This is a genomic window from Enterobacter cloacae complex sp. SHL022, from assembly GCF_049237785.1.
Classification (GTDB): Bacteria; Pseudomonadota; Gammaproteobacteria; order Enterobacterales; family Enterobacteriaceae; genus Enterobacter; species Enterobacter hormaechei_C.
In genome coordinates, this window is sequence record NZ_JBMKJH010000007.1 from 286,121 (window position 1) to 302,118 (window position 15,998).

Here is a 15,998-nt window from a genome sequence, read left to right on the forward strand (position 1 = left end):
TAAAGCGGTATGAAAATGGATTGAAGCCCGGGCCGTGGATTCTACTCAACTTTAGTCTTTCGAGAAAGCATTGGGATCCTGGGCTATTAAAAAGAAGATCTTTTTATTTAGAGATCTGTTCTATTGTGATCTCTTATTAGGATCGCAGACCTTTGTGGATAAGTCCGATCCCATAAATAAGATCATGCAGTTAGGAAGGATCGTTTGCTGTGAATGATCGGTGATCCTGGACCGTATAAGCTGGGATCAGATCGCCACTTTATACACAGGTCAAAAACTAAACCAACGTTGTTATTTGGATAACTACGGCTTAATACGAGCTTTTAACCAGAGTTATCCACATCTGTTCGCACGATCTTTAATCGTTTTTGAGTAAATTTTTCCATTCCGCGAGCCAGATCTCGGCTGGATCTTCGGGAATATCATGATCGAGGATGTTGATCTTCAGCGTTTCACCCAGCTGTTTTGCTCCGCAGGCGGTCACCGCAGCTTCTACTTTCTCTATGGCGCCACAGAAAGTGTCATATTCACGGCTGCCGATCCCCACAGCGCCAAACCGGACGTTTGACAGATCGGGCTGTTGTTCCAGCAGTTCGTCATATAAAGGTTGCAGGTTATCTGGCAGATCGCCCGCGCCGTGCGTGGAGGTGATCAGCAGCCAGACCCCGTCAGTCGGGAGATCTTCCAGCAGCGGTCCGTGCAGCGTTTGTGTAGAAAAGCCCGCGTCTTCCAGCTTCTCAGCCAGATGTTCCGCTACATATTCCGCACCGCCCAGGGTGCTGCCGCTGATAAGAGTAATGTCCGCCATTGATCGCTCGCTCAGATAAAGAGGCGGCCATTGTACGCTGTGAACGAGCTGGGATCTACCTGTGGAAAATGTGGGAATGAAATTTCCCGATCACGGGCGGATAGTACGCATGATCGGGTTTTGCAGGGAGATCAGGGTTTCAGTGGACTGAATTTCATCGATTGTTTGGATCTTGTTGATAAGTACCTGCTGGAGGGCGTCAATGGATCGGCACATGACCTTTATAAAGATGCTGTAGTGCCCGGTGGTGTAGTACGCCTCAGTGACTTCATCCAGCGCGTTCAGTTTCTTCAGCGCGGAGGGGTAATCTTTGGCGCTTTTCAGAATAATGCCAATGAAGCAGCAGACGTCGTAGCCGAGTTGCTTCGGGCTGACATCAATGCGTGCGCCGGTGATGATCCCGGCCTGCTTCATTTTCTCTACGCGAACGTGAATGGTCCCCGGGCTGACGCCAAATTGTTTAGCCAGTTCGGCATACGCGGTGCGTGCGTTGGCCATGAGCGCTTCCAGAATGCCGCGGTCCAGATTGTCGATCTGATAATTTTCCATAGGTTTTTCTTATGAAGATTAATGATTCCTTCTATTCTAGCGTCTTATTTTAACGAATCAAAAGTGAAGGGGGCTTTTTGTTGATGGGTTATTGAATTAAGCGCCTGTTCTGTTGCTTAATCAGTATCAACAGGACGCAGGAGTATAAATAATGAAAACCGCTTACATCGCAAAACAACGCCAGATCAGTTTCGTAAAATCCCATTTTTCCCGCCAGCTGGAAGAGAAGCTTGGGCTGATTGAAGTCCAGGCCCCGATCCTCAGCCGCGTGGGTGACGGGACGCAGGATAACCTCTCTGGATGCGAAAAAGCGGTACAGGTAAAAGTGAAAACACTGCCAGACGCTCAGTTCGAAGTGGTTCATTCCCTGGCGAAGTGGAAGCGTCAAACCCTGGGACAACACGACTTCAGCGCGGGCGAAGGGCTTTACACGCATATGAAAGCCCTTCGCCCCGATGAAGACCGCCTCTCCCCCATTCACTCTGTCTACGTTGACCAGTGGGACTGGGAGCGCGTAATGGGTGACGGCGAGCGCCACGTTGGCACGCTGAAATCTACCGTTGAGGCGATCTACGCCGGGATCAAAGCGACCGAAGCGGCCGTAAGCAAAGAGTTTGGTCTGGCACCGTTCCTGCCGGAAACGATCCACTTTGTTCACAGTCAGGAGTTGCTGAGCCGTTTCCCGGATCTGGATGCCAAAGGCCGTGAACGCGCGATTGCCAAAGAGCTTGGCGCGGTATTCCTGATCGGCATTGGCGGAAAATTGTCTGATGGTAAACGTCACGACGTCCGTGCGCCGGATTACGATGACTGGAGCACAGTGGGCGAAAGCGAATATGCTGGTCTGAACGGCGATATTCTGGTCTGGAACCCGGTTCTGGAAGATGCGTTTGAACTCTCTTCAATGGGGATCCGCGTGGATGCTGAAGCACTGAAGCGTCAGCTGGCCGTGACCGGTGATGAGGATCGTCTGCAACTGGAATGGCACCAGGCGCTGCTGCGCGGTGAAATGCCGCAGACCATCGGCGGTGGTATTGGCCAGTCTCGTCTGACCATGCTGCTGTTGCAACTGTCCCATATCGGTCAGGTGCAGTGTGGGGTCTGGCCGCAGCAGGTACGTGAGAGCGTCGGTTCTCTTCTTTAATTAACGTCGCCAGCGTCTGAGCAGGCGGCTACGCAACCCGGTATCAAAGCGCCAGATATGATCGAAGATGCGCATGATGCCGGGTTTTCCATGTGCAGACATCGCCACGGCATGGAAACGGTGCTGGTGCACGCGCTGCATCTCCTTCACTTTATTCACGACGTCGTCCGGCAGCCGCTGGGCAATAAAATCGGAAATCACCACCGCATCCGCGTCGTACCAGTCACCGCCCTGCATGCGCTCAATGATACTGCGAAAACAGCTGGCCAGATCGGTGCCGCCGCGAAAGCGCTGGCTTAAAAAGCGGATCGCCTGCTCCAGCCCCTGCGGGCTGGTCAGTTCATACCCCACCACTTCGCTGGAAAAGAGCATGATGTAGCAGCGACGACGATCGGCGAGCGCCACGCGCATCAGGGCCAGGCAGAACGCTTTTGCGCACTGTTCATTAAAGCCCCCCATCGATCCGGACGTATCGACGCAAACAATGAATGGGCCGCGCGGTTGCTCATCAAAATCCTGGTGCACCACCGGACGCTGGCTGATCTTCTCGCGCCAGGCTTCGCCATGCAGTCGATAGGTAATGAGCTGTTTTTCCACCAGCCGACGATAAAACTCATACTCCAGTTCGGTCATTCCCAGCGTGCTGAGTTCCGTAGGCAGCAGACGCAGGATGTCATCGCTTTGCTGTAACCCGTCCACCTGCTCCGGTACGGTGGAGGGCTCGCGTACCAGCGTTCGGAAGGTCTCCATCGGCGCATCTTTCTTTGGGACCGACCGGGCCTCCCGGGAGCGGCCGAGCTGTTCTGCGAGCTTCATCAGCTCCGGCTGTTGCGCCAGAAAGTCGCCGTACTTCACGATCAGCTGATAATCGCCCCGCTTTAACTGGCCGGCACTCATATCCCAGAGTCGACCAGCGGCGTTTTCATTCTCCACCAGCACCTGTTCTAACTGGCCGCTCAGGGTCATTCGCTCCTGGACCTCACTGAGCAACTGTTCGCGCTCTTCGTCCAGCAACTGCTGATTGAGGGCCGTGGCCTGGACCACAAGGCTCAGTCGCCAGCGCTGTAAAAACAGCGTATGCAGGGCGGGAGTGAAGCTGGGGTTGTCCGTGACCAGCGCTCTGGCCTGGCTGGCAAACGGGGAGTGAACGTTATCAAGCAGCGTCAGAGTTTGCTGTAGCTGGGCAATAAACTGCGGCGTTGAAAGCCGCTGGCACTGCTGGTAACCAGCCACTTCCTCTGTCAGTTCCGGCGGGACTTCCGTCTCCTTAAACCGCTGGCGCAGGTTATCGCGCCAGCGGGGAAGATCGTCCGTCATTGCTTTTCGGAGCTTCGGGAATTTTTCAAAGAAGGCCGCCAGCTGCGGTGAAGCGAGCAGGGTAATGACGACCTCTTCGATCAACCCTTCCTCGCTAACCGCCAGCATGACGTTAAGCGTGTCCAGCGTTAGCATTGACGAGCCTGTTTGATCTGCGCGCTGACATCCTGCAAGCTGGCTTCAATGCGACCTAACCAGTCGCTATGGATAAAGAGGCATTTCTGCTGCTCGCTGAAGCGGGTGTGCTGCTGATGCCATTCGTTATCCAGCGCGTCGAGCTGCTGTTTGATCTCCTCCGGCACAGTGTCGGAGGCCGTGCCCGGCAGAGCCAGGCGCGATCCCTGAAGGCTGACGTCGCGGATCACAAGGTGCTGGCTGCTGTCGACTTCCATCGACAACGGCTGTGCAAAGCCGATACCGTTGAGTTTACCGCGGATCTCACCGCCCTTATCCAGCCACTGAACCAGCGCAACGCGTTCGATAGTCACATGCACAACCTGCATATCATGAAGCTTCAGCGGCTGCTGAAGAAGAAGCGTTAGCGAGGCGTCAGTCAGCCCGGCTGGCAGTTCGTAGTGCGGTTTACGGGCAAACATCCCGCCAAGACGGTTCACCTTCAGCGCGGTTTTGTCACTTTGCTGCTGCTGGAGCTGAAGGCGACGTTGAGCAATCGCCCCCAGTTGATTAAGCATGGATTGCTGACCCCACGCGTGTCCGGTCATCAAAACGTCCAGCTGCTGCTGCATCAGATTCATCCCTTCTGCGTCGTGCCACAGGCAGTCTTTCAGCAGGATCAGATCGATGGGAGCGACAGCATCGCGGCCGCTAAACAGGGCGCTGGCCTGCAGCAGGCGGATCGCTTTTTTCCAGCGGCGATCGGAGACATAGGGGGCAGAGGGCAGTAAATCAAGCTGCTGGCGCAGCATGAAGATCAGCTCAAAAACGGGATCGGGCAGTTTTATCTTGCCGATCTCCTCCTGCCACTGGTGGTATTCTTCGTCCGTGACCTGCAATGACGCTGCCACCGGATTTTCGTTTTCATCCTGCTGGCTTACCAGCATAGAACGGAAGTTTGATTTATCCTGGACTTTATCCAGCCACAGGCGGATCAACATACGGTCATACAGCGCTTCCAGGCTGCTGTCGGCTTCGGGCAGTTCGTTTGACGCGGCCACCAGCAGGCGCATGGGGATCTTCTCTTCGCTGGCGCCGTTGCGGAATCGGCGTTCGTTAATTGCCGTCAGCAGGGTATTCAGAATGGCCGGGCCGGCTTTCCAGATCTCATCAAGAAAGACGATTTCCGCTTCCGGGAGATAGCCCGCCGTCAGACGTTCATAGCGTCCCTCATCTTTTAGCGCCTGAATGGAGAGTGGGCCGAAAACTTCTTCCGGCGTGGAGAAGCGCGTCATCAAATACTCGAATGCGCGCGCGTTCTGGAAAGCGAATTTGAGGCGGCGTGCGATCAGACTTTTGGCAATGCCCGGCGGCCCCAGCAGAAACACGCTTTCCCCGCTCAGCGCCGCCAGTAAACAGAGGCGAATGGCGTGGCTACGCTCGTAAAGGCCTTTTTCCAGCGCACTGCTGAGGCGGGAAATTCTTTCTGCTAATAAATGTGAGTGAGCCATAATAGTTTTGCATCCTTTCGCCGTCGTGGCGGCTAATTGAAGCGAGTATAGACGTTTCGGTCTGGCCTGGTAATAGGCTGAAGTGCGGCGCTATTTTCTTTGCGCTACATTAATGTGGCTGCATTTAGGGGTACGATTTTGCATTGAATCGTGCATACTGTGCGCTTTTTGTGGGCCAAGGGACTAAGCACACATTTGTTATTCAAACGAAAAGACTAGTCTATGAGCACTGATAATAAGCAATCATTACCCGCAGTAACGCTTGCGGCGATCGGGGTTGTCTACGGTGATATCGGCACCAGCCCGCTTTATACGCTTCGTGAATGTCTGTCCGGTCAGTTTGGTTTTGGTGTAGAGCGTGACGCCGTATTTGGTTTCCTCTCGCTCATCTTCTGGCTGCTGATCCTGGTGGTCTCCCTTAAATATCTCTCTTTCGTTATGCGGGCTGATAACGCGGGCGAGGGCGGTATTCTGACCCTGATGTCCCTTGCCGGGCGCAATACGTCTGCAAGAATGACCTCCGTGCTGGTCATCATTGGCCTGATTGGCGGCAGCTTCTTCTATGGAGAAGTCGTGATTACGCCGGCGATTTCGGTAATGTCGGCCATAGAGGGGCTGGAGATTGTCGCGCCACAGCTTGATACTTGGGTGGTGCCACTCGCTATTATCGTGCTGACGTTGCTGTTTGCTATACAAAAACACGGTACCGGGCTGGTGGGTAAGCTGTTCGCGCCTATTATGCTGGCCTGGTTCCTAATCCTGGCGGCGCTGGGCTTACGCAGTATTATCGCCAACCCGGATGTCCTGCACGCGCTGAACCCATTGTGGGCGGTGCATTTCTTCCTGGAATATAAAGTGGTGTCGTTTGTGGCGCTGGGCGCGGTGGTACTTTCCATTACCGGTGTTGAAGCGCTGTATGCGGATATGGGCCACTTCGGGAAACTCCCTATTCGCGTCGCATGGTTTAGCGTGGTCTTGCCTTCACTGGTGCTGAATTACTTCGGTCAGGGCGCGCTGCTGCTTGCACACCCTGAAGCGATTAAAAACCCGTTCTTCCTGCTGGCGCCGGACTGGGCGCTGGTTCCGATGCTGATCCTGGCGACGCTGGCGACGGTCATTGCCTCTCAGGCTGTCATTTCCGGCGTATTCTCCCTGACGCGTCAGGCCGTGCGGTTGGGTTATCTCTCCCCAATGCGCATTATCCATACCTCAGAGATGGAGTCTGGCCAGATCTACATTCCGTTCGTCAACTGGCTGCTCTACTTCGCGGTGGTGATTGTCATCGTCAGCTTTGAGCACTCCAGTAATCTGGCGGCGGCGTACGGTATCGCGGTAACCGGAACGATGGTGTTGACCTCTATTCTCTCCACCACCGTGGCGTACCGTAACTGGCACTGGAATAAGTTCCTCGTGGGGCTGATCCTGGTTGGCTTCCTCTGTATCGACGTGCCGCTGTTTTCTGCGAATCTCGACAAGATTGTCTCCGGTGGCTGGCTGCCGCTGACGCTGGGTCTGGTGATGTTTATTGTGATGACGACGTGGAAGAGCGAACGTTTCCGCCTGCTGCGTCGTATGCATGAGCACGGTAACTCTCTGGAGGCGATGATTGCCTCGCTGGAGAAATCCCCACCGGTGCGCGTGCCGGGCACGGCGGTGTATATGTCTCGCGCGTTGAACGTAATCCCGTTTGCGCTGATGCATAACCTCAAGCACAACAAAGTGCTGCACGAGCGCGTGATCCTGCTGACGCTGCGTACTGAAGATGCGCCGTACGTTCACAACGTGCGTCGCGTACAGATTGAACAGCTGTCGCCAACCTTCTGGCGCGTGGTGGCAAGCTACGGCTGGCGCGAAACGCCGAACGTGGAAGAGGTGTTCCACCGCTGCGGTCTGGAAGGCCTGAGTTGCCGCATGATGGAGACGTCGTTCTTTATGTCCCACGAGTCGCTGATCATCGGCAAGCGCCCATGGTATCTGCGCCTGCGCGGCAAGCTGTATCTCATTCTGCAACGTAACGCCCTGCGTGCGCCTGACCAGTTTGAGATCCCGCCTAATCGCGTGATTGAGCTGGGCACGCAGGTCGAGATTTAAGACTCCGTGCGGGCTGATGCCCTCACTCCGACCCTCTCCCACAGGGAGAGGGCGCAACCATAAAAAACGGTAACCTGACGGTTACCGTTTTGCATTTACCTCCTCTGCATTTCACTTAGCGAAACGTTTCGACGTTGATCACAAATCCGTTACGTCATGATGGTTTTCTGAACACTTCTGCGGCTACACTGTTTTTAGCGAAACGTTTCGCTAGTGGAGCAAAAAATGAAGAAAGGCACAGTACTCAACTCAGAAATCTCATCGGTGATTTCCCGTCTTGGGCATACCGATACGCTGGTGGTTTGCGATGCAGGCTTACCGGTTCCGCGCAGCACAACCCGTATCGATATGGCGTTAACGCAGGGCGTGCCCTCGTTCATGCAGGTACTGGAAGTGGTCACCGCGGAGATGCAGGTTGAGGCGGCCATTCTCGCGGCGGAAATCAAACAACATAATCCGCAACTCCACGAAACGTTGCTCAGCCACATTGAGCAACTGCAACAGCACCAGGGAAACACCATAGAAATTCGTTACACAACGCACGAGCAGTTCAAACAACAAACCGCAGACAGTCAGGCGGTGATTCGCAGCGGGGAGTGTTCCCCGTATGCAAATATCATTCTCTGTGCTGGCGTCACCTTCTGAGGCCATCATGGACGCATTACTGCAACTCAAAGGGATCGATAAATCGTTCCCGGGCGTAAAAGCCCTCTCCGGCGCGGCGCTGAACGTCTATTCCGGGCGCGTCATGGCGCTGGTGGGCGAAAACGGCGCCGGCAAATCCACCATGATGAAAGTGCTGACCGGTATCTACCAACGCGATGCCGGTTCGCTGCTGTGGCTGGGTAAAGAGACCACCTTCAACGGCCCGAAATCCTCTCAGGAAGCGGGCATCGGCATTATTCACCAGGAGCTGAACCTGATCCCGCAGCTCACCATTGCGGAGAACATCTTCCTCGGCCGTGAGTTCGTGAACCGGTTTGGCAAAATCGACTGGAAAACCATGTATGCCGAAGCCGACAAGCTGCTGGCGAAGCTGAATCTGCGCTTTAAGAGCGACCGACTGGTGGGCGACCTTTCCATCGGCGATCAGCAGATGGTGGAAATCGCGAAGGTGCTGAGCTTCGAGTCGAAGGTCATCATTATGGATGAACCGACCGACGCCCTGACCGATACCGAAACCGAATCCTTGTTCCGCGTGATCCGTGAGCTGAAATCCCAGGGCCGCGGCATTGTCTATATCTCACACCGCATGAAAGAGATCTTCGAAATCTGCGACGACGTCACCGTCTTTCGCGACGGGCAGTTTATTGCCGAGCGCGAAGTAGCAACCCTGACCGAAGATTCGCTGATCGAAATGATGGTGGGACGTAAGCTCGAAGATCAGTATCCACATCTGGAGAAAGCGCCGGGTGAGATCCGCCTGAAGGTGGATAACCTCTGCGGACCGGGCGTGAATGACGTCTCCTTTACCCTGCGCAAGGGCGAGATCCTTGGCGTCGCGGGCCTGATGGGGGCGGGGCGTACTGAACTGATGAAAGTGCTCTATGGCGCACTGCCGCGCACCAGCGGCTACGTTACCCTTGACGGTCATGAAGTGGTCACCCGCTCGCCGCAGGACGGGCTGGCGAATGGCATCGTCTATATCTCTGAAGACCGTAAGCGCGACGGCTTAGTGCTGGGCATGTCGGTAAAAGAGAACATGTCCCTGACTGCGCTAGGCTATTTCAGCCGCAGCGGCGGCAGCCTGAAACACAAAGATGAGCAGCAGGCGGTCAGCGATTTTATCCGTCTCTTTAACGTTAAAACCCCATCGATGGAGCAGGCGATTGGCCTGTTGTCCGGCGGTAATCAGCAGAAAGTGGCGATTGCCCGCGGGTTGATGACGCGCCCGAAAGTACTGATCCTCGATGAGCCCACCCGCGGCGTGGACGTGGGCGCGAAAAAAGAGATCTATCAGCTGATTAACCAGTTCAAGGCCGACGGTCTGAGCATCATTCTGGTCTCTTCCGAGATGCCAGAAGTATTAGGCATGAGCGATCGCATTATCGTCATGCATGAAGGGCATCTCGGCGGTGAATTCACTCGCGAGCAGGCCACCCAGGAAGTTCTGATGGCTGCCGCTGTGGGCAAGCTTAATCGCGTGAATCAGGAGTAAGAAGATGACTACCCAGGCTGTTTCTGGTCGCCGCTATTTCACAAAGGCATGGCTGATGGAACAAAAATCGCTGATTGCCCTGCTGGTGCTGATCGCGATTGTCTCGACCATGAGCCCGAACTTTTTTACCGTCAATAACCTGTTCAACATTCTTCAGCAGACCTCTGTCAACGCCATTATGGCGGTGGGGATGACGCTGGTGATTTTGACCTCGGGTATCGATCTGTCCGTCGGTTCCCTGCTGGCCCTCACCGGCGCGATCGCCGCGTCGATTGTCGGTATTGAGGTCAACGCGCTGGTGGCCGTTGCCGCTGCGCTGGCGGCAGGTGCGGCAATTGGCGCCGTAACCGGCGTAATTGTGGCGAAAGGTCGCGTTCAGGCGTTCATCGCCACGCTGGTGATGATGCTGCTGCTGCGCGGTGTGACCATGGTGTACACCAACGGCAGCCCGATTAATACCGGCTTTACCGATAACGCCGATCTGTTTGGCTGGTTCGGTATCGGTCGCCCGCTGGGTGTCCCGACCCCGGTCTGGATCATGGCTATCGTTTTCCTGGCGGCGTGGTACATGCTGCACCATACCCGTCTGGGTCGTTATATCTATGCGCTGGGCGGTAACGAAGCGGCAACGCGCCTGTCCGGTATCAGCGTTAATAAAGTCAAAGTTATCGTTTACTCCCTGTGCGGCCTGCTGGCGTCTCTGGCGGGCATCATCGAAGTGGCGCGCCTCTCTTCCGCACAGCCAACGGCGGGTACGGGCTATGAGCTGGATGCCATCGCGGCAGTGGTTCTGGGCGGTACGAGCCTTGCGGGCGGTAAAGGTCGCATTGTTGGGACATTGATCGGCGCACTGATCCTCGGTTTCCTGAATAATGGTTTGAATTTGTTAGGTGTTTCCTCCTATTACCAGATGATCGTTAAGGCAGTGGTGATTTTGCTGGCGGTACTGGTAGACAACAAAAAACAGTAACTGACGACACTACAGGACATCTTAGATATGAACATGAAAAAACTGGCTACCCTGGTTTCTGCTGTCGCGCTGAGCGCAACCGTAAGTGCTAACGCCATGGCGAAGGACACCATCGCGCTGGTTGTCTCTACCCTGAACAACCCGTTCTTCGTCTCCCTGAAGGATGGCGCGCAGAAAGAAGCAGATAAACTGGGCTACAACCTGGTGGTGCTGGATTCTCAGAACAACCCGGCGAAAGAGCTGGCTAACGTTCAGGACTTAACCGTTCGTGGCACCAAAATCCTGCTGATCAACCCAACCGATTCCGACGCGGTCGGTAATGCCGTGAAGATGGCAAACCAGGCGAAGATCCCGGTAATCACCCTTGACCGTCAGGCAACGAAAGGGGATGTGGTCAGCCACATTGCGTCTGATAACGTACTGGGCGGAAAAATCGCCGGCGACTACATCGCGAAGAAAGCCGGTGAAGGCGCGAAAGTGATTGAGTTGCAGGGTATCGCCGGGACTTCCGCGGCCCGTGAACGTGGTGAAGGTTTCCAGCAGGCTGTAGCTGCGCACAAATTCAACGTGCTGGCGAGCCAGCCGGCAGACTTCGACCGTACAAAGGGTCTGAACGTCATGCAGAACCTGCTGACCGCGCATCCTGATGTGCAGGCCGTATTCGCACAGAACGACGAAATGGCGCTCGGTGCGCTGCGTGCGCTCCAGACTGCGGGTAAATCAGATGTGATGGTTGTCGGATTTGACGGCACGCCGGATGGTGAAAAAGCAGTAAATGATGGCAAACTGGCTGCGACCATCGCTCAGCTGCCTGAGCAGATTGGCGCGACTGGCGTGCAAACTGCCGATAAAGTGCTGAAGGGCGAAAAAGTTCAGGCCAAATATCCTGTTGACCTGAAACTGGTCATTAAGCAGTAAAGGCGATTCAGGCAGTCGCTGGCTGCCTGAGGGACACCAAATAAAAGAAAAGTGTGGCATACGCCACCGGGTAATACCGGTGGCGCTCTCAGATGGACACCTCAATACATGAAAACCGCAGGCAACCTCGTCGTCCTTGGCAGTATCAATGCCGATCACATTCTTAACCTTGAAACGTTCCCCACTCCGGGCGAAACCGTCACCGGCAATCAGTATCAGGTGGCGTTCGGCGGTAAGGGCGCAAACCAGGCGGTTGCCGCCGGACGCAGCGGGGCGAATATCGCGTTTATCGCCTGTACGGGTGATGACGATACCGGCGAGCGCGTACGCAAACAGCTCGCAAGCGACAACATCGACATCGCACCCGTCAGCGTGGTTGCAGGGGAATCTACCGGCGTGGCGCTGATTTTCGTCAATGCGGAAGGTGAGAATGTCATCGGTATTCATGCGGGGGCTAATGCCGCGTTAACGACTGAACGCGTCGAAGCGCAGCGTGGAATCATCGCCGGAGCGGAAGCCCTGCTGATGCAGCTGGAGTCACCGGTTGAAAGCGTGCTGGCCGCTGCGAAAATTGCGCATGAAAATCATACCTCTGTCGTACTTAACCCGGCACCTGCCCGTGTATTATCAGACGAGCTGCTGGCGCTGGTGGATATTATCACCCCGAACGAAACCGAAGCGGAAAAGCTGACGGGTATCCGTGTCGAAAATGATGACGATGCAGCGCGTGCCGCGCTTGCGCTGCATGATAAAGGCATCGGCACCGTGATCATCACCCTCGGCAGCCGTGGGGTGTGGGCTAGCGTCAATGGCGAAGGTCGTCGCGTGCCGGGCTTTAAGGTCAAAGCCATTGATACCATCGCCGCAGGAGACACCTTCAACGGTGCGCTGGTAACGGCGCTGCTGGAAGGAAAAGCAATGGATGACGCGATCCGCTTCGCGCATGCCGCCGCTGCGATCGCGGTGACGCGTAAAGGCGCTCAGCCTTCTGTTCCATGGCGTAAAGAGATTGATGAATTCTTAAGTCAGCAGGGGTAACGCTTGGCCACAATGAAAGATGTCGCCCGTATGGCGGGCGTTTCTACCTCGACTGTTTCCCACGTTATCAATAACGATCGCTTCGTCAGCGAGGCGATTCGGGAGAAAGTTGACGCTGCAATTAAAGAACTCAACTATGCGCCGTCCGCGCTGGCGCGCAGCCTTAAGCTTAACCAGACGCGCACCATCGGCATGCTGATCACGGCCAGTACCAATCCTTTCTATTCTGAACTGGTGCGCGGCGTGGAGCGCAGCTGCTTCGAGCGCGGCTACAGCCTGGTGCTGTGCAATACCGAAGGCGATGAGCAGCGCATGAACCGTAACCTGGAAACGCTGATGCAAAAGCGCGTCGACGGGCTGCTGCTGCTCTGTACCGAAACGCATCAACCTTCGAAAGAGATCATCCAGCGCTACCCTTCTATTCCCACGGTGATGATGGACTGGGCGCCGTTCGACGGCACCAGCGATCTGATCCAGGATAACTCGCTGCTGGGCGGCGATATGGCGACTCAGCATCTGATCGATAAAGGTCATACCCGCATTGCCTGTATTACCGGCCCGCTGGATAAAACCCCGGCGCGCCTGCGTCTGGAAGGCTATCTTTCGGCCATGGAACGTGCGGGGCTTGCCATTCCTGATGGCTATTGCATCACCGGCGATTTCGAATTTAACGGTGGATTTGAAGCAATGCAGAAATTGCTGGCGCAAGAGCCGCGCCCGCAGGCGGTGTTTATCGGTAATGATGCGATGGCATTCGGAGCTTATCAGGCGCTTTATCAGGCGGGATTACGTGTCCCGGACGACATGGCGATCGTCGGTTACGATGATATCGAACTGGCGCGCTACATGACGCCGCCGCTGACCACCATCCATCAGCCGAAAGATGAACTGGGCGAGCTGGCCATCGATGTGTTGATCCACCGCATGGCCCAGCCCACGCTGCAACAGCAACGTTTGCAGCTTACTCCTGTTCTGATGGAACGCGGTTCGGTTTAGCCTTCTCTTTGTGACGCTCTTTAATCAGGTTCCGGCCGTCTTTTGGTTTTAACAACATAAAGACCACCGCCGATACCACGGTAAGCGCGCCCATGGTGATAAAGGTATAGTGGAACTGCTCAACGGTATTTGTACCGTCAAACCCTTCATAAAACCGCAGTACCGCCGCGCTCACGGCAACCCCGAGGCTGATCGACAGCTGTTGAGTGACCGCCAGTACGCTGTTGCCGCTGCTGGCATTCTCGTCGGTGAGGTCCGCAAGGGTGATGGTGTTCATCGACGTAAACTGCGTCGACATGGCCATACCCAGCACAAACAGCGGCAGGATCAGCATCCAGATTGGTAACGCCGCAGATTGCAGAGAGAACTGCGCAATCATCAATCCGATAAAGATCGTCACGCCAACCAGCGTCTTACGATAGCCAAACCAGCGCAGCACCTGCGTGACCGTCGATTTTGCCAGAATCGAGCCCATCGCCGTGGGCGCCATCATGCAGCCAGCAATCAGGGCCGGATAGCCGAAACCGACCTGGAGCATCAGCGGCATCAGGAACGGTACGCAGCCCGTGCCCAGACGTGAGGCAATGTTGCCCGCAATCCCGACGGAGAACGTTCGGGTGTTAAACAGAGATAAAGAGATAAGCGGTGTCGGATGGCGACGCGCATGACGTATATATAGAAGGAACAGCAGAATACCGCTGAGGATGACGGCCAGCGCCAGCCACGTTGCTACGATTTTCTCGCCAAACAGCTCCATCCCGCTGGAGAACAGGACCAGGCTCAGGCCAAACAGGAAGAAGCCGCCCATATCGAAGCTGCGTCTTGGCGTGGTGAAGTTCGGCATATATTTACGGGCATAAATCAGCCCTGCCACACCAATCGGAATATTAATCAGGAAGATCCAGTGCCAGCTTGCCCAGGTCACCAGTACGCCACCGAGAACCGGGCCAAGTATCGGGCCGACCAGCCCCGGCATAGTCACAAAGTTGAGCACCGGGAGCAGTTCGCTGCGCGGATAGGCGCGCAATAACGCCAGACGCGCGACGGGCATCATCATCGCGCCGCCTATCCCCTGTAGAACGCGGAAGATAACCAGTTCCGTCAGAGAGGTGGAGAGGGCGCAAGCCAGAGAACCGAGGGTGAACAACGTCACCGCCAGCATGAATACTTTACGCGTGCCGAAACGATCGGCCAGCCAGCCGCTGACCGGAATAAGCATCGCCACCGTCAGGGTGTAGCTGATGATGGCGGATTGCATCGCCAGCGGGGAGCGGTTAAGGCTTTGTGCTATGGCGGGAAGGGCGGTATTGAGGATAGTGGCATCAAGTGCCTGCATAAAGAACGCCATGGCTGCAATCCACGGCAATCCGGCCATACTGCGTGCTTTTTTCTCTGTCATTTATTTACCTGCTGGTGGGTTGGCGCGGCCAGCAACGCCTGGCACGCACTCAGGGCTCGCTGCCCGTCGCTCTCCTGAATGGCATCGACTATCGCCTGATGCAGATCCAGCTTCACCACCTCATCCTGTGTGATAGAGGTAAAGTAAGTGTGGTACACAGAATGGAATAAAGAAGCAAAGGAGGTCAGGAAAGGATTTCCGCTCATATTATAGATATGTTCATGCCAGGCCATATCGACCGCTATCCAGCGCTCGCGGTTAAAGTGCTTTTTCAGATCCACCATCTCTTCCATCAAAGTATTGAGCTGCGCTTTTTGCTCTGCTGTGCCGAGCGTGGCGGCAAGCAGACAGGCCTGAGGTTCAAGACTGCTGCGCATGACCAGAAAGTGATCGACGACCTGATTAAAGTTATCTTCGGTCATCCACCAGGTGAGCAACTCCTGATCGAGAAAGTTCCAGTTTCCCTGAGGCATAACGCGGGTGCCAATGCGCGGGCGTGGAAGCACCATCCCTTTCGCCGTTAATGTTTTTACCGCTTCGCGAACGGCTGTACGGCTAACGCCAAACTGATCTCCCAGCTCCATCTCGCTGGGCAGGATGCTACCTGGAGCATATTTACCCGCTAAGATCAGCTGCGCCAGTTTCTCTGCCAGCACATAGGACAGGTTTTTTTGAGCTGCCAGCTGTTGTGCGCTTAATGGCATCGCTTTTATTCCTTAGATATTGATGCGGCTAATTATGCCATCTCAGGTGTGATTGTGGTTGCAGATACATCAAATAGAACAATTTGTAGCTGGATCTCATCGCTTTTGGTGAAAAAAAACACGGTCAGAAATTTTTTTTAAATTTCCTCTTGTCACTTCAGAAGAACTCCCTATAATGCGCCTCCACTGACACGGAACAACGGCACACACGCCGCCGGGTCAGCAGAGAAAAGCAAAACAAACGCTTGACTCTGAAGCGGGAAAGCGTAATATGCACACCC

The 15,998-nt window shown here is 55.2% G+C and carries 14 protein-coding genes; 8 read left to right on the plus strand and 6 right to left on the minus strand.

What is annotated here, in order from left to right:
- Positions 1 to 358: 358 nt before the first annotated feature.
- Entirely contained in the window at positions 359 to 808 is a 450-nt protein-coding gene (gene mioC, locus ACOTZD_RS16395; protein ID WP_003862381.1) for an FMN-binding protein MioC, read from the minus strand.
- Between the two features lie 90 nt (positions 809 to 898).
- Complete coding sequence (gene asnC, locus ACOTZD_RS16400; RefSeq protein ID WP_174402164.1) at positions 899 to 1,357, minus strand: transcriptional regulator AsnC; 459 nt, start codon at positions 1,355 to 1,357, stop codon at positions 899 to 901.
- Positions 1,358 to 1,508: 151 nt separating this feature from the next.
- On the opposite strand from asnC, the gene asnA reads away from it, so the two are divergent.
- Positions 1,509 to 2,501, plus strand: coding sequence for an aspartate--ammonia ligase (gene asnA, locus ACOTZD_RS16405; protein ID WP_003862385.1), 993 nt, complete (start codon positions 1,509 to 1,511; stop codon positions 2,499 to 2,501).
- Here asnA and viaA read toward each other — a convergent pair whose 3' ends face one another.
- Together viaA and ravA are read right to left on the minus strand one after the other, a co-directional pair.
- Positions 2,502 to 3,953 (minus strand): ATPase RavA stimulator ViaA, encoded by a 1,452-nt coding sequence (gene viaA / locus ACOTZD_RS16410; RefSeq protein ID WP_015570153.1) that lies wholly within the window; start codon positions 3,951 to 3,953, stop codon positions 2,502 to 2,504.
- Positions 3,947 to 5,443 carry an ATPase RavA gene (ravA, locus tag ACOTZD_RS16415; protein WP_003862389.1) on the minus strand — a complete coding sequence of 499 codons (1,497 nt, stop codon included), beginning with the start codon at positions 5,441 to 5,443 and terminating at the stop codon, positions 3,947 to 3,949. The genes viaA and ravA overlap by 7 nt, the downstream gene beginning before the upstream one ends.
- Positions 5,444 to 5,665: 222 nt before the next feature.
- On the opposite strand from ravA, the gene kup reads away from it, so the two are divergent.
- The 7 genes from kup (at position 5,666) to rbsR (ending at position 13,614) form a co-directional block, all read left to right on the plus strand.
- Positions 5,666 to 7,534: a low affinity potassium transporter Kup gene (gene kup, locus ACOTZD_RS16420; protein WP_003862390.1), complete on the plus strand. Its 1,869-nt coding sequence runs from the start codon at positions 5,666 to 5,668 to the stop codon at positions 7,532 to 7,534.
- Between the two features lie 225 nt (positions 7,535 to 7,759).
- The gene (rbsD, locus tag ACOTZD_RS16425) at positions 7,760 to 8,179 is read left to right on the plus strand and encodes a D-ribose pyranase (RefSeq protein WP_003862392.1); all 420 of its coding nucleotides are present in this window, start codon (positions 7,760 to 7,762) and stop codon (positions 8,177 to 8,179) included.
- Positions 8,180 to 8,186: 7 nt separating this feature from the next.
- On the plus strand, positions 8,187 to 9,692 hold the full coding sequence (rbsA, locus tag ACOTZD_RS16430; protein ID WP_003862393.1) for a ribose ABC transporter ATP-binding protein RbsA: 1,506 nt from the start codon (positions 8,187 to 8,189) through the stop codon (positions 9,690 to 9,692).
- A gap of 4 nt (positions 9,693 to 9,696) precedes the next feature.
- Positions 9,697 to 10,662: a ribose ABC transporter permease gene (gene rbsC / locus ACOTZD_RS16435; protein ID WP_174402165.1), complete on the plus strand. Its 966-nt coding sequence runs from the start codon at positions 9,697 to 9,699 to the stop codon at positions 10,660 to 10,662.
- A gap of 27 nt (positions 10,663 to 10,689) precedes the next feature.
- Positions 10,690 to 11,580 carry a ribose ABC transporter substrate-binding protein RbsB gene (gene rbsB, locus ACOTZD_RS16440; protein ID WP_003862397.1) on the plus strand — a complete coding sequence of 297 codons (891 nt, stop codon included), beginning with the start codon at positions 10,690 to 10,692 and terminating at the stop codon, positions 11,578 to 11,580.
- 108 nt (positions 11,581 to 11,688) lie between these two features.
- Positions 11,689 to 12,618 carry a ribokinase gene (gene rbsK, locus ACOTZD_RS16445; protein ID WP_003862399.1) on the plus strand — a complete coding sequence of 310 codons (930 nt, stop codon included), beginning with the start codon at positions 11,689 to 11,691 and terminating at the stop codon, positions 12,616 to 12,618.
- 3 nt (positions 12,619 to 12,621) lie between these two features.
- The gene (rbsR, locus tag ACOTZD_RS16450; protein WP_072200116.1) at positions 12,622 to 13,614 is read left to right on the plus strand and encodes a ribose operon transcriptional repressor RbsR; all 993 of its coding nucleotides are present in this window, start codon (positions 12,622 to 12,624) and stop codon (positions 13,612 to 13,614) included.
- Here rbsR and mdtD read toward each other — a convergent pair.
- A complete protein-coding gene (mdtD, locus tag ACOTZD_RS16455; protein ID WP_003862403.1) occupies positions 13,580 to 15,013 on the minus strand; it encodes a multidrug transporter subunit MdtD in 1,434 nt (477 codons plus the stop codon). The genes rbsR and mdtD overlap by 35 nt on opposite strands.
- On the minus strand, positions 15,010 to 15,717 hold the full coding sequence (locus tag ACOTZD_RS16460; RefSeq protein ID WP_003862405.1) for a FadR/GntR family transcriptional regulator: 708 nt from the start codon (positions 15,715 to 15,717) through the stop codon (positions 15,010 to 15,012). Before ACOTZD_RS16460 ends, mdtD begins: the two co-directional genes overlap by 4 nt.
- Positions 15,718 to 15,998: the final 281 nt, after the last annotated feature.